The 14076-nt window shown below is 46.1% G+C and carries 12 protein-coding genes; 10 read left to right on the top strand and 2 right to left on the bottom strand.

Translation table 11 applies throughout. The annotated features are described in order from the left end of the window. Nucleotides 1–82 precede the first annotated feature (82 nt). The 4 genes from ACETMN_RS26505 to yajC all read left to right on the top strand — a co-directional run bounded on the left by ACETMN_RS26505 (nucleotide 83) and on the right by yajC (nucleotide 4765). Nucleotides 83–2170: a SpoIID/LytB domain-containing protein gene (locus tag ACETMN_RS26505; protein WP_192133243.1), complete on the top strand. Its 2088-nt coding sequence runs from the start codon at nucleotides 83–85 to the stop codon at nucleotides 2168–2170. A 6-nt stretch (nucleotides 2171–2176) separates the two neighbouring features. Then, nucleotides 2177–3205, top strand: coding sequence for a tRNA preQ1(34) S-adenosylmethionine ribosyltransferase-isomerase QueA (gene queA, locus ACETMN_RS26500; protein ID WP_091027605.1), 1029 nt, complete (start codon nucleotides 2177–2179; stop codon nucleotides 3203–3205). A gap of 43 nt (nucleotides 3206–3248) precedes the next feature. Then, nucleotides 3249–4385 (top strand): tRNA guanosine(34) transglycosylase Tgt, encoded by a 1137-nt coding sequence (gene tgt / locus ACETMN_RS26495; RefSeq protein ID WP_036616872.1) that lies wholly within the window; start codon nucleotides 3249–3251, stop codon nucleotides 4383–4385. Between the two features lie 68 nt (nucleotides 4386–4453). Continuing rightward, on the top strand, nucleotides 4454–4765 hold the full coding sequence (gene yajC / locus ACETMN_RS26490; protein WP_036616875.1) for a preprotein translocase subunit YajC: 312 nt from the start codon (nucleotides 4454–4456) through the stop codon (nucleotides 4763–4765). Between the two features lie 124 nt (nucleotides 4766–4889). Here the strand turns inward: yajC and ACETMN_RS26485 are convergent, their stop codons facing one another. Continuing rightward, a complete protein-coding gene (locus ACETMN_RS26485) occupies nucleotides 4890–5282 on the bottom strand; it encodes a TIGR04086 family membrane protein (RefSeq protein ID WP_411735353.1) in 393 nt (130 codons plus the stop codon). 228 nt (nucleotides 5283–5510) lie between these two features. Between ACETMN_RS26485 and ACETMN_RS26480 the strand changes: the two genes are divergently transcribed. Continuing rightward, entirely contained in the window at nucleotides 5511–6239 is a 729-nt protein-coding gene (locus ACETMN_RS26480; RefSeq protein WP_210109171.1) for a DUF421 domain-containing protein, read from the top strand. A gap of 3 nt (nucleotides 6240–6242) precedes the next feature. On the opposite strand, the gene spoVB is transcribed toward ACETMN_RS26480, so the two are convergent. Further along, nucleotides 6243–7865, bottom strand: a complete 1623-nt coding sequence (gene spoVB, locus ACETMN_RS26475; protein WP_192133245.1) for a stage V sporulation protein B — start codon at nucleotides 7863–7865, stop codon at nucleotides 6243–6245. A gap of 227 nt (nucleotides 7866–8092) precedes the next feature. Here spoVB and ACETMN_RS26470 point away from each other — a divergent pair, with 227 nt between their 5' ends. The 5 genes from ACETMN_RS26470 (at nucleotide 8093) to recJ (ending at nucleotide 14054) form a co-directional block, all read left to right on the top strand. Next, nucleotides 8093–8332: a post-transcriptional regulator gene (locus ACETMN_RS26470; RefSeq protein WP_036617497.1), complete on the top strand. Its 240-nt coding sequence runs from the start codon at nucleotides 8093–8095 to the stop codon at nucleotides 8330–8332. Nucleotides 8333–8423: 91 nt separating this feature from the next. Continuing rightward, nucleotides 8424–9674 (top strand): protein translocase subunit SecD, encoded by a 1251-nt coding sequence (gene secD, locus ACETMN_RS26465; RefSeq protein WP_091020478.1) that lies wholly within the window; start codon nucleotides 8424–8426, stop codon nucleotides 9672–9674. Then, nucleotides 9664–10572: a protein translocase subunit SecF gene (gene secF, locus ACETMN_RS26460; RefSeq protein ID WP_091020476.1), complete on the top strand. Its 909-nt coding sequence runs from the start codon at nucleotides 9664–9666 to the stop codon at nucleotides 10570–10572. The genes secD and secF overlap by 11 nt, the downstream gene beginning before the upstream one ends. Nucleotides 10573–10645: 73 nt before the next feature. Then, nucleotides 10646–11605: a cation diffusion facilitator family transporter gene (locus ACETMN_RS26455; protein WP_091020475.1), complete on the top strand. Its 960-nt coding sequence runs from the start codon at nucleotides 10646–10648 to the stop codon at nucleotides 11603–11605. Between the two features lie 40 nt (nucleotides 11606–11645). Continuing rightward, nucleotides 11646–14054, top strand: coding sequence for a single-stranded-DNA-specific exonuclease RecJ (gene recJ / locus ACETMN_RS26450; RefSeq protein WP_105601832.1), 2409 nt, complete (start codon nucleotides 11646–11648; stop codon nucleotides 14052–14054). Nucleotides 14055–14076 lie beyond the last annotated feature (22 nt).

Raw genomic sequence — 14076 nt, 5'->3', positions numbered from 1 at the left:
TGAAGGTTCACCATAAACATTGAAATATTACGTGTGTTAATCCGATATAAAGTGAAGGCAATGCATGGAGAGGAGTCTGATTGTGGGAAAAGCAATACGAACGAAGAAGTGGAGTCGTCGATTGAAGGTACTGGCGGCAGCTCTTTTGACAGTGGGTTGTCTGCAAGTGCCTGCATATGCAGCAGGAAATGATGGACAGACGATCCGGGTAGCCTTGTTTGCGAATCTGGGCAGTACGTATAAATCAACTACATCACTCATTACGCTTGAATCGACCGGACAATGGAGCATCCAATCGGAGAGTGGCGCAAATGTAAGCCTTCCGGCAGGGCAAGTTCGTTTCAGTGCAGATGGTTTCAGAGTGAAAGTGTTGGAAACAGCGGATTTCAAGGCAGCATCTGCTGCAGCAAAATTGTTGCAGGCAACCGCGGATAAGCCGTTGTTGTTCACAACGTCTGTGAATGGAAATGCCATTTACCAGCTCTACACAGGCAATTATGCAACGGAGGCACTGGCTGGACAAGCTGTTACACGGGTACAAAAGGCAGCAGCAGCTCAATTGGCTGGTCAAAAGCCAACTGTGACCGGAAGTAAGCGCCTGTCTGCTGGAACGTATGGTTCACTTCAGGAAGCAGAGGCAGCGCAAGCCAACCTTTTATCAACAGGAGTTAGTAGTGCTTATCCGGTCCTTCAACTGAGTGGAGGAAGCCAAGCATATGCAGTATGGGTGGGTGAAGCTTCAACGGATGCGGAATTAACTGCATTAAAGAACAGTGTGGAAGCCAAAGCTCCGGGGGTAAGCCTTTCACCTGTCAACAATAGTGCAGGGCTCATCATCCGCCAGGATGCAGGATTAAGTACGGATGCACTCAAAACAGCTCCGCATTACACCATTGCAGGTACTGAATCCAAAGCATTGGTACAAGGGAATGGCAATGGTATCAAAGTAGTGGAACGTTCCCAGCGAACGTATCGTGGAGATATGGAAATCAGCATCGTAAGTGGTGATCTGGCGTTGGTCAATGTCGTTCCACTGGAGCAATATCTGTACTCTGTCGTAGGGGCAGAGGTGTATTCCTCCTGGCCTGCTGAAGCTCTGAAAGTTCAAGCCGTAGCTGCCCGATCCTACGCGCTTCAACAGGGTGAACGTTTCAAAATTGCCAATGTTGTGGATACAACGCTCAGCCAAGCCTATAACGGGATTGGTTCGGAGAACGATAAAGTAACCAGCGCAGTAGATGCAACTGCTGGAGAAGTAGTCAAGAGCGGTGGGAAAATTATCGAAGCGGTGTTCTCCTCCAATGCGGGCGGACAGACCGCTCATCCTTCTGAGGTATGGAACGGCGGAGCAGGTGTGTTCACCAATGTGGTTAGCTCAGGGGATACATCAGCCCAGGCAGGATTACATACGTGGTACCATGTGCTGCTGAGTTCAGGCGTTAGCGGGTACATTCGTGAGGATAACATCAAAGAATTAACGACCAAGACCAATGCGGGACTGGCAAAAGTGACGGTAACGGCTCAGAACACCAATGTACGTGCCATTCCGTTAATTCAATCCACCGTTGAACCTGTAGCCAAAATGAATCCAGGCAACGAAGCTGTTGTACTGGCAAAAGTGGCTCAATCCAATGATTATGCTTGGGTGAGAGGACCTTTCACGTCTGCACAGTTGGTTAAATCCCTTCAGGGTAAAACAACAGCGTCTGTTCCTGCTTCAATCTCAACCTTGGAAGTGACCAAGCGTGGACCTTCCGGAAGAGCACTTGAAGTCACTGCCAACGGACAGGCTATGACGGTGAAATATGCCGATACATACCGCTCTGCGCTTGGTGGATTACCGAGCACTTTATTTGATATTGCAGGGACCGGAAGTTATACTGTATTAGGCGCTGACGGCAAAACAGCCAGCAAAACCGGTTCTAATGGTGCTGCTGTAATGTCTGCCTCTGGTACAGGCTCATCATCCGGTAATGCCCTTGTGGTGATGAGTGGTGATGGTCAAGCGAGAGCGGTAACGCAGGGTCAGACCTTCATGTTCATCGGTCAGGGCAATGGCCACGGATTGGGCTTGTCCCAATGGGGAGCCAAAGGCATGGCAGATGAGGGGTATGATTACCAGGCAATATTGAAACACTATTATCAAAATGCGACTATTGTTAAGGAATGAAACTAAATGAATGTGAACTTATATGATTTTGAATTACCAGAGCAATTGATAGCACAGACGCCGTTGCTTGATCGCACGGCATCCCGTTTGCTTACCTTGAACAAAGATAGTGGTGAGATTAATCATCAAACGTTTCCTGATATTATCGATTTTCTGAATCCCGGTGATACATTGATTCTGAATGATACACGTGTTCTTCCAGCTCGTCTGTTTGGTACAAAAGAAGATACAGGAGCAAAGGCAGAAGTGTTATTGCTTAAAAATGTGGAAGGCGACAAGTGGGAAGCACTGGTTAAGCCGGGTAAAAAACTGAAAGCCGGATCGGTCATCGTATTCGGTGAGGAACTGAAGGCAATCATTGAAGAAGAGGGCGAGATGGGGGCACGTACGCTTACGTTTACGTATGATGGAATCTTTCAAGAGATTCTGGACCGTTTGGGTGAGATGCCGTTGCCACCTTATATCAAGGAGACATTGGATGACCGCGAACGGTATCAGACCGTGTATGCCAAGCATGAAGGATCGGCTGCTGCACCTACAGCGGGACTCCATTTTACGGATGAATTGTTGGATCAGATTCGTGCCAAGGGCGTTAATGTTGCCTTCATTACGCTGCATGTAGGACTGGGAACGTTCAGACCAATGTCGGTAGACGTTGTAGAAGATCATGTCATGCATGAGGAGTATTACTCCTTGTCACAAGAAACAGCAGACCTGATTAACCAGACCAAAGAGAATGGACACCGTGTTTTTGCGGTTGGTACAACCAGTTGCCGGACTCTGGAAACGGTAGGCAGCAAATTTGAAAATGGAATACTGCAAGCGAGCAGCGGATGGACCAGCATTTTCATCTACCCAGGCTATTCCTTCAAAGTGATCGATGGGATGCTTACGAATTTTCATCTCCCGAAATCCACGTTGGTTATGTTGGTTAGTGCACTAGCAGGCAGGGAACATATTATGCAGGCATATGAGGAAGCCATCCAAGAGAAATACCGGTTCTTCAGCTTCGGCGATGCCATGTTGATATATTAGTATAACGGTATAACGATTAACTTTTAGAGGATGATTAAAACCAATGGCAGCAATTACGTATGAACATATCAAAACTTGCAAACAATCCGGTGCACGTCTGGGACGTGTACATACACCTCACGGTATTATTGAGACACCAACCTTTATGCCTGTAGGGACACAGGCGACTGTCAAAACAATGAGCCCTGAAGAGTTGAAAGAAATGGATGCTCAGATTATTTTGAGTAATACCTATCACCTGTTTCTAAGACCAGGACATGAAATCATCCGTGAAGCTGGCGGATTGCACAAATTCATGAACTGGGATCGTCCAATTCTGACGGACAGCGGCGGATTCCAAGTGTTTTCTCTCAGCGAGATGCGCAAAATTACGGAAGAAGGCGTTAACTTCCGTTCTCATCTAAATGGAGACAAGAAGTTCCTTTCTCCTGAAGTAGCGATGGAAATCCAGAACGCACTTGGCTCCGATATTATGATGGCGTTTGACGAATGCCCACCGTATCCGGCTGAATATGAATATGTAAAAAAATCACTCGAAAGAACAAGCCGCTGGGCGGAACGTTGTCTCGAAAGTCACGCTCGTCCGCATGACCAAGGTCTGTTTGCCATCGTACAGGGAGGCATGCATGAGGATCTTCGCCGTCAGAGCGCCGCAGATTTGACTTCCATGGATTTCCCGGGGTATGCTATTGGTGGACTGAGTGTTGGAGAACCGAAACATTTGATGTATGGTGTATTGGATTATACGTTACCTTTGTTGCCATCCAATAAACCACGTTATTTGATGGGGGTAGGTTCGCCCGATGCGTTGATTGAGGGGTCAATTCGTGGAGTGGACATGTTCGATTGTGTTCTGCCAACCCGGATTGCCCGTAACGGAACAACAATGACCAGCCAAGGACGTCTGGTAGTTCGCAATGCCAAGTTTGCAACAGATTTTGGACCATTAGATCCTGAATGTGATTGCTACACTTGTCGCAACTATTCCAGAGCTTATCTGCGTCATTTGATCAAAGCAGATGAAACATTTGGCCTGCGTTTGACAACGATCCATAATCTTCATTTCTTGCAGAATTTGATGCGTAACGTACGTAAAGCCATTATGGAAGATCGTTTGCTTGATTTCCGGGATGAATTTTTCGATCAATATGGTCTTCATGACAATGACAAAGGTTTCTGATTCAAGTTTTGTGGAAGCCGGCGTAACAAGTAATATCTGTACGTATAGTCGATAAGGGGGAGTTTTGAATGTTTCAAGGAATGCCTCTAGCAGGAGCGCAAGGCGGTGGAATCGTATCTTTGATTGTACCTTTAGTACTCATGGTTGCGATTTTCTACTTCTTAATGATTCGTCCACAGAACAAAAAGCAAAAGCAACGGAATTCCATGCTGAGCCAGTTGAAAAAAGGCGATAAAATTGTAACGATTGGTGGCCTTCACGGAACGATCGCTGAGATTACGGACGATGTGGTTGTATTGCGTGTAAACGATGTAACTAAGCTTACATTTGACCGTAATGCAATCAGCACGGCCGTAGCTCGTGATACGGCTGTTGAATAGTTACTGTAACATAGAATAATGAGGGTGCGTTTGTGGCGTATCCCTAGTAGAGAACCGGATCTCCCTGGAGACCCGGTTCTCTTTTTTGATTTATGAGGGAAGGTCGATGTTCTTTACCAGTCAGTTAGGAGCGATGCGTATTAACACCGAATATGCCACCGAGAGCTGAAATGAAGAACGCGCTAAGCATTTGTAAACTGTCCTTCCAATTAAACGAAGCATCCAGTGCGAGAAATCCGATCAACAGCACAAGGAGTCCATATACGATTCCGGTAATCCCTCCGTAGTACCATCCTTTTTCACCAGAACGTTTGCCTGCCACAAAACCACCAACCAATAATGACAAGCCATGAACAACATAGGTATACAACGAGAGGTCCTGTTCCCGCATTCCGCTCATCCAGAGAAACAAGGAGAGAATAAATGCCCCGATAAACATCCATACAAAAGCCTGACAGAGGCCTGACAGAATCGGATTGGACACTCGAAACGAAACCAAGCGGCGGATCAATTGCATGAAGCAACCCCCTTGTACAAGTTATAAGTTAATACAGTGTATGGTCAAGCCTTCGGACTTATGAACTGTTTTCCATTAAATGAACGGATTATTTCTGCATGAGCATGTAAGGTTCAGGTCAAAATAGGGATTGCACTACCCAGCTAACTGTTAAAAACTCAGTTTCGAAGGAGGACCCCTGTTGTGAACTTCCCAGATGTCGGATCACATATCTTTCGAACCATTCTCATGTACTTTTTGGTGTATTGTGCAATGAGGGTTATGGGTAAACGTGAGATTGGTAAGCTATCCATGTTTGATCTTGTCGTGTCCATTATGCTTGCTGAAATGGCTGCTTTTGTCATTGAAGATATTGATAAACCGCTCTCTCACGGGATTGCCCCCATGCTTACCTTGATCATTGTACAGATCGGAATGGCCTTTATAGGTCTTAAAAGTCGGCGTCTTCGCCTGATAATTGATGGCAAACCTACTGTTTTGATCTCCAAAGGCGTCCTTCACCGGGATGAGATGCGGAAGCAACGCTATAATCTGGATGATCTATTGCAACAACTCCGTGAACAGAATGTAGACAGTATCGGTGAGGTTGATTTCGCTATTTTGGAGACCACAGGCAAGCTGACCGTGTTTCCCAAGGATGAGAATACTTCTAACGACAGCAATTCTTCCGGTTCTGACTCAGAAGATTCTTCTTCCAGTAAATCCAAAATAGGAAAAAACCAGATTGACGGATCTCCAAATATCAAATTTCCAAATATTAAATATGAAGGTCTGCCACTACCCTTAATTATGGACGGAAAGGTTCAGGATCAGAATCTTGAGATCATTCAGAAAACGAGATTTTGGCTGAAAAATCAAATTCAATATAACGGAATTCTGGATTTCAAGGATGTATTTATATGTTCCATTGACCACAATGGGAAGATATATGTCAGTCCAAAAGATGATAAAAAATGAAAATCATTTGCCTGACCGGCGCTTGAACCATGAACCAATCAAAGGAACACGGGACAGATCATGAAAGTCAATCATTTTGGTCCAGCCCATGACGATGAAATACACGATAAGCCCGACAAAAGGAGCGAGAAGCATCCTTACCCAAAAAGGCAATATCATGGCAGTCTCTTCGTATACAAGTAGGGTCGCTGCTCCCATGATAAACATTCCTGCACCCGTCTTGACCCAATCCATCATTTTGAAGCGGAACTGTAGCAGGCTACGTACGCTTTGGGCATGCAACAGGGTAACTACCGTAGAATTCACACAGATGGCGATGACTGCACCGAAGATGCCATATTCAGGCTGGGAAGCAAGCGTTAAAATCATCGTGATTTTGATAACAGCACCGATAAACGTATTTAGCAATGCTTTACCTGGACGGTCAAGAGCTTGTAATGCAGCTTGAAGAGGAGCTTGAATATAAATGAACAAAGCAAAAGGAGCCATTAGCTTCAGCATGCTTCCGATCGATGCATCATTATACAGAACAAGACACATCGGTTCGGCAAGCACATACATAAACACGGAAAACGGAGCACCTGTCACAAGTGCCAAACGTAAGGCCTGATGCATTCTTTTGTGAATCAGTGCGCGATCTCCCTGAGCAGAAGCTTCGGACAGTGAAGGCACAAGTGATGTCGCGAGCGATGAGGTTAGTGCCCCCGGCAGCAGCAGCAAAGGAATAATCATACCTTGTAATGCACCATATTGTGCTGTAGCGAGCCCTTTGGATATGCCTGCCAGAGCCAGACTCTGGGCAGTAACGATGGTTTCGGCCAGATAGGATAAGGAGCCAACCAATCGGCCTGCTGTAACAGGAATAGAGATTGCAAGCAAACGCCGGATTAATCCCGGCTGTGGAGTACCCGTTTCTTTCAGAACTGAAGGTATTGGGTTTAAAGGTTTGGCTGTGAGATTGGACATGTTCTGTTGCATAGCGAGCGGTAACTCTTTCTTCTGCCTGTTATACTTCCACAAGAGTACAAGCATACCGCCGAATTCTCCAACGAGCGCGCCCAGCATGGCACCAGCAGCAGCTTGGGCAATACCGTGGGGGAGGAGAAGCCAGGCAAACCAAATGACACAGACGATACGAATGATGGTTTCAACAATGGATGAAATGGCAGTAGGCATCATATTTTGCTTGCCTTGGAAGTACCCTCTGTAGACAGCAGATACGGCGATAATGGCAATCATGGGGCTCATACTAACGAACGTATGGTACACCCGCTCATCAGTGAGCACGTACTTGGTAACCCAGGGTGCAAACAGGATGCACAAAAACATGAATACAACACCAAGGGTCAACGTAAAACTTAAGCTTACTTGCAGGATTCGCTGGGGAGAATAACGATTGGCACCGGTATCAGCTTCGGCAACGAGCTTGGCTACGGCGAGCGGAATACCACCCGTAATTAATGTCACCAGTACGATAAAAAAGGGATAGCTCAATTGGTAGATGCCAACACCTTCTGCACCGATGACTCGTGGCAGCGCAATGCGCGGTATGAAACCAAGTATTCGATTAATTATGCCTGCCGCGAGCAGGATCATGGCCCCCTGAATAAATGTCTGTTTCTTCAAGACTACCCCTCTTTCCCGGTTGAAAGTACAGGCTATCAACATAAACGGGACAAAGCCGTTGTTCTTCATCCTATGCCAGTCCTTTATCTTCTCATGACAACTTGGACACGATTAACAAAAAGAACCATAATCAGCAAGAAGGAATATGATTAGGTGAAGTCGAATCATGTAATATTGATGCCGCATAAAGGCTTGGATGTACGAAGGGAGGCTCCCCGTTGGAAGAAATGAATGATGTGGAGTTGGAACAGTCAATAGAGATGCTCTGCCGTAGCAAGGCGGAGGAATTAAGGCTTGTCGGTTACGAATATGTCACCAGCAAAGATGTCTGGAATTGCGTCAGTCATAAATATGAAAAACAGGGCATTCCACCGCTTCACCAGCTGGTGAACGACATTTTGTCACTGAAAGCAACAAGCTTTATGAACTTTATGACCGTGTCTGCATACCGGGGGTCCTCTTTCTAGACGAAAGGGATCTTTTTTGTTGAAAATTGACTGCTTTTTACGGCATCGCTATAATAGGAATATTGAGAACGAAAGGGGATCTAGGAACGGCATGAAAAGAATTATCAGTTTCATTCTGGTCGTGCTTGTCACCACAGGGGTAATGGTGGGAACAAGCCCGGAACTGCTCAAAAATATACGCTTGGGCCTTGATTTAAAGGGAGGCTACGAGATTTTATATGAAGCAGAGCCGCTCGAAGCAGGTCAACAAGTAACGAAAGCATCTTTGGTGCAAACGGCCAAAAGCCTTGAAAGCCGCGCCAATGCGCTTGGAACAAGCGAACCGGAGGTAACCACTGAAGGAAGCAACCGGATTCGATTGAAGTTGGCAGGGGTTACGGATGAGGCTGAAGTTAGAGCCAAAATGAAAGAACCTGCTGTTTTGACCTTCCGTAGTAAAGCAGAGAACGACAAGGAAGGCGAATACACCAAAATTGAGCTTCGCGGAAATGAATTTGTTGAGAATGCAGCCAAAGTTGTGTTCACTCAATTGAATGAGCCGATGATTGACATTCAAGTGAAAGACAAAGCCAAATTTTCCGAGATTACCAAACGTTTGATCGGACAACCTCTCGCTATTTATTTGGACGATGAGCTTCTATCTGCTCCAACCGTTAGACAACAGTTGACAGATGGTTCCGCTCAGATTTCGGGTGCTTACACACGTGACGAAGCAAACCAGCTTCGTGACACCATTAACCTGGGTGCATTGCCACTGAAACTTACAGAGAAGTATTCACAAAGTGTTGGTGCAACACTTGGTAAGCTTTCTTTGGATCAGACTATTAAAGCGGGATTGATTGGTTCCGTTATTATTCTAGTGTTCATGATTGGGCTTTATCGCATTCCTGGTATTATTGCGAGTTTTGCCTTGATTACACATACGTGGCTGGTACTTGCAATCTTCTATTTAGGAGAATTCGTGCTTACCCTTCCAGGTATTGCGGCGTTTATCCTGGGTATAGGGATGGCGGTGGATGCCAATATCATCACGTACGAACGGATTAAAGAAGAGATGCGCAGTGGTAAGTCGATCTTGTCTTCGGTTAAAGCGGGTGGTAAACATTCCTTCCGGACAATCATTGACTCCAATGTCACTACCATTATTGCGGCCGCTGTTATGTTCTTCCTGGGTACAGGTGCGGTTAAAGGTTTTGCACTCGTGCTGATCTTTGATATTGTCACCAGTATCATCACGAATATTTTCTTCTCCCGCTTCCTGTTGACCCTGCTCGTACGGGCTAACGTGTTGAAGAAGCCTAAGTACTTCGGAGTGAAGGAGAGTGAAATTCGTGCGCTTTAATTGGAATTTTGATTATATTAAAGGAAGTAAAATTGCCTATACATTCTCGATCATTTTAACTGTGGTAGGGATTATCAGTTTGCTCTCACTTGGATTAAACTACGCCGTTGACTTCCGTTCAGGATCAAATGTGGATATTACCGTATCCAAAGCAGTTACAACGGAGCAAATCAATCCAATCGTGAATGAACTGGGTGTTGACACAAAGGAAGTCCAGATTACAACTGGATCTGATCGGGTTAATATTCGATTCTCGAACGTACTGGATGAAAACCAAGAAAGCAAATTCAAGCAAGAATTTAGCAAACTGGATGAGACTGCTTCTTATGAAGTGAATACCGTTGATCCAGAAATGGCCAAAGAGCTTGAGCGTAATGCAATCTATGCGGTGCTGATTGCCAGTATCGGAATCATGATCTATGTTGCGATTCGATTCGAATGGCGATTCGCTTTGGCAGCAGTTGTTTCCATATTCCATGATGCCTTCGTAGTTATAAGTGTATTTTCTATATTCCGTCTTGAAGTGAATCTGACCTTTATTACGGCAGTGTTAACCATTGTCGGATTCTCGATCAACGATACGATCGTTATCTTTGACCGGATTCGGGAGAATCTGCGTTTCGCCAAAAAATCAACGAAAGCTGATTTGCGTGAAGTGGTGAATCATAGTTTAGCCCAAACGATGACGCGCTCGCTGAATACAACATTTACTGTATTTGTTGCTTCACTCTGTTTGTTTATTTTTGGCGGAGAGTCGATTCGTATGTTCTCTCTGGCGATGGTGATCGGAACATTCTTCGGTGCCTATTCTTCAATCTTTATTGCAGCTCCATTATGGTTTACGCTCAAAGGTAAACAAACGAACAAACCTAAGACAGTAGCTAAAGAATCTAACTAAACATTTTATTGTGAAGCCGCGTCTGCCAGGCGCGGTTTTGCAACTTTATGTACAGAATTAAGGGGGAATATTCATGACCAGAGAACATATCCCATCTGCCCAGGCTGCCACATGGAGCGGTATTGCTGGTAATATGGGACTTGCGGTGATCAAGGCGGGAGTCGGTTATATGGCAAACAGCAAATCATTGCTCGCTGACGGCTTGTATTCTGCTTCTGAAGCTGGTTCTGCCCTGGCAGGTCTCTTTCCCTCCAAGTCTGTACGTGATAAGAGCAAGGCTCGCAGGGGACGGTTTAAAGAACATTCAAGTGTTGCTAGACCCGGAATCTCAGTATTGTTATCTGTGCTGATTCTCATGGGTGGATTACAGCTTGCCATCTCCGCATTGGGCAGTCTCTCCGGAAGTGAACCGGAAGCACCCGGCAAGTCGGTACTTTTGGTGGCTGTTGCAGCTTTGGCTGTGAAAGAAGCGATTTTTCAATTTCAGTACAGATATTTCCGTAAACGAAACCAGTCTCAGGCGCTGGCCTATGCACAGCAACATCGCCGTGCACTCTATTGTTCGCTCACCGTGTTAATCGGCATTATAGGATCGATGGCTGGTGAAGAAACGGGTTTGAGCATGCTGCTCTACCTGGACCCCACAGCTGCGTTGATTGCTTCCTGTTTTGTGCTTCACAAGGGTTACCGAATGATTGTGGACACAGTCTATGGTTCACTCGTTCAGGAGTTGGAGCAGGAAGAAGCGTCAGATTTCAAAGAGACCGTACAGCGGGTATATGGCATCATTACCATTGAGCATTTGGTTGCACGTGAACAGGAACATGACGTTACGATTGAGCTGGTCATTAGTGTGAATCCGAGGATCTCGATACTGGAAGCACAGGAGATTGCAAATCGTGCCAAGACATTACTGCTCACCCGTTTCAGTCATGTGAAAGAAGTACAGATTCAAGCGATACCTTATGATCCAGGTTATCCCTATAAATCCAATCATGAACTGCCCGATCACGAAGCGACATTAATTCAGTAGTGAAGCGCGGGTCCAGTAGATCAGGAAAGGAGCGTTATCATTGCTTTATTCGCAATACCGGTGGAATACACCGAATATCGATTTGGAGGCGGCTGCGGGACTCTCGCAGGCGCTTTCCGTTTCACCCCTTGTTGGACGTTTGCTTGTGAGTCGAGGAGTGCACAATGAGAAGGAGGCCGAACGTTTTTTGCATCCTGACCTTAATCAGATGCATGATCCCTATCTGCTCCTCGGCATGAATGAAGCTGTGCCACGTATCAAACTGGCATTGGAGCGGGAAGAACATATTTTGATCTACGGGGATTATGACGCTGATGGCGTATCCAGCACATCGCTTATGATCCATTTGATGCGTCATCTTGGGGCTTCGTACGATATCTATATCCCTCATCGCTCGAATGAAGGGTATGGGTTGCACAACCATGCGTTGGATTGGGCCCATCAACAAGGCGTTTCATTGATTATTACCGTGGATACCGGAATCAGTGCTGTTGAACAGATTGCCTATGCGGCAACACTGGGAATTGAAGTCATTGTGACAGACCACCACGAGCCACCTGAAATTTTGCCAGAAGCCTTTACTCTTATTAATCCAAAACTTCCAGGATGTCCGTATCCTTTTAAAGGTTTGGCCGGAGCGGGAGTAGCCCTGAAACTTGCTCAGGCACTAATCGGGGAGGTACCCGGTGAATGGATGGAGATTGCCGCCATCGGTACCGTAGCCGATCTGATGCCTTTGGAAGGGGAGAACCGGGTTATCGTCAGTTATGGAATAGAATCGATGCGTGGTTCACGTCTACCCGGTGTGAGTGCATTGCTGGAAATCAGTGGAGTGGATCAGAGTCAGGTGACTTCAATTAATATTGCCTTTGCCATGGCACCTCGTATTAATGCCAGTGGACGTTTGGATCATGCCGGGAGAGCGGTATCACTTCTCACCACCGAGAATCTGGATGAAGCTCATACGCTTGCGGGCCAACTAGATCTATTGAATCGGGAGCGGCAGCAAGTCGTAGAGGGCATATTACAAGAAGCAACTGCACAGCTGGAACAAAAGATACAGCTACGTTCAGGATCCGTTCCAGATGTAATCGTATTGGCTGGTGAGGGCTGGAACGTTGGAGTGGTTGGTATTGTGGCGTCCAAATTGCTGGAGCGTTATTACCGACCTACACTTATCCTTGGGATCGATCCAGAGAGCGGTGTCTGCAAGGGCTCTGCGCGCTCCATTGAGGGCTTGGATATCTATCAGGCACTCACAGTCAATAAACACACTATGGACCATTACGGGGGACACCCTGCTGCAGCAGGTATGACCTTGCATCGGGAACAGCTGGAAGAACTTGAGGCTGGTTTGAATGAGTTTGCTGCATCTGTATTAACTGAAGAGGACTTTGTACCTCAACGTCTTGCGGATGATGAATGCAGAATCAGTGATGTTCCGCTGAAAGTGATCCAGGAGATCGACAGATTGCAGCCTTTTGGAATGAGCAATCCTTCGCCACGGTTTGTATTGAGAAGTGTGACTGTGAAGGAAACCAGAACGATGGGACGAGAGAAACGCCATCTGAAACTGGTTCTGGAACAGGATGGTCAGCAACTGGAAACCGTCGCTTTTGGCAAGGGAGCGTTAGCAGAATTTCTTCTCCCAGGTTCCGTTATTGATGTGATGGGAGAACTGTCCATCAATGAATGGAATGGAATGAGAAAACCTCAATTGATGCTTCAGGACATTCATGTTCCTCAGGTTCAAGTGTTTGATTTGCGCGGAAATGCCGAGCCATTAAATGCGATGAAACATTTCTTGAGCTCACTTGAGGTGCATCTGCGATATAAATCTGGTTCTGTTGGTGCAATTGTTCGGAAAGAAACAGACGTTTCCGAGGGAAATTCATTGTATGAACCTTGCCTTTGGGTATATGATAGAAAGGTCGGGTTATTTCCGTGTAATGCTGCTGCACAGCATTATGGACAGGAACAAGTCCGGACGTTATTTGTGTTTGATACGCCGGAAACCCCGGAACAACTTAATGCCATGCTGGCTTTGTTCAGTGGAGCTGAGAATATCATCCTTCTGCACGGATCAGGCAACCGCCGAGATCGCCTTCAGATGCCTTCCAGAGAACTCTTTAAGCGTATTTATATGCAGGTGTTGAAATGGAAAGCTGAACCCGTGGAGGAACAAGAGATTACTCCTGTGCTCAGTCGTCAGTGTAGTTGTTCGCCGCGCATGATTACGATGATGTTGGATGTATTCGAAGAGTTATCCTTCATTACCCGTGATAACGGCAAAATTACGTTTGTGGATAACCCGCCTAAGCGTGAACTAACCGCTTCACGTCACTATCAGGCGCTCGAAAATATGGCCGAGATAGAACAGGTGATGCTGGATGCAGCCACACCGCAACTGACACAATGGATGATATCCCGGATGAAGGGCGTATCTTAGATGGAAGTTTGTGTATTTATTT

It is taken from the genome of Paenibacillus sp. M2 (assembly GCF_046713495.1).
Classification (GTDB): domain Bacteria; phylum Bacillota; class Bacilli; order Paenibacillales; family Paenibacillaceae; genus Paenibacillus; species Paenibacillus amylolyticus_B.
The sequence above is the reverse complement of the archived record's forward strand: the minus strand, read 5'-3'. Positions and strand labels throughout refer to the sequence as shown.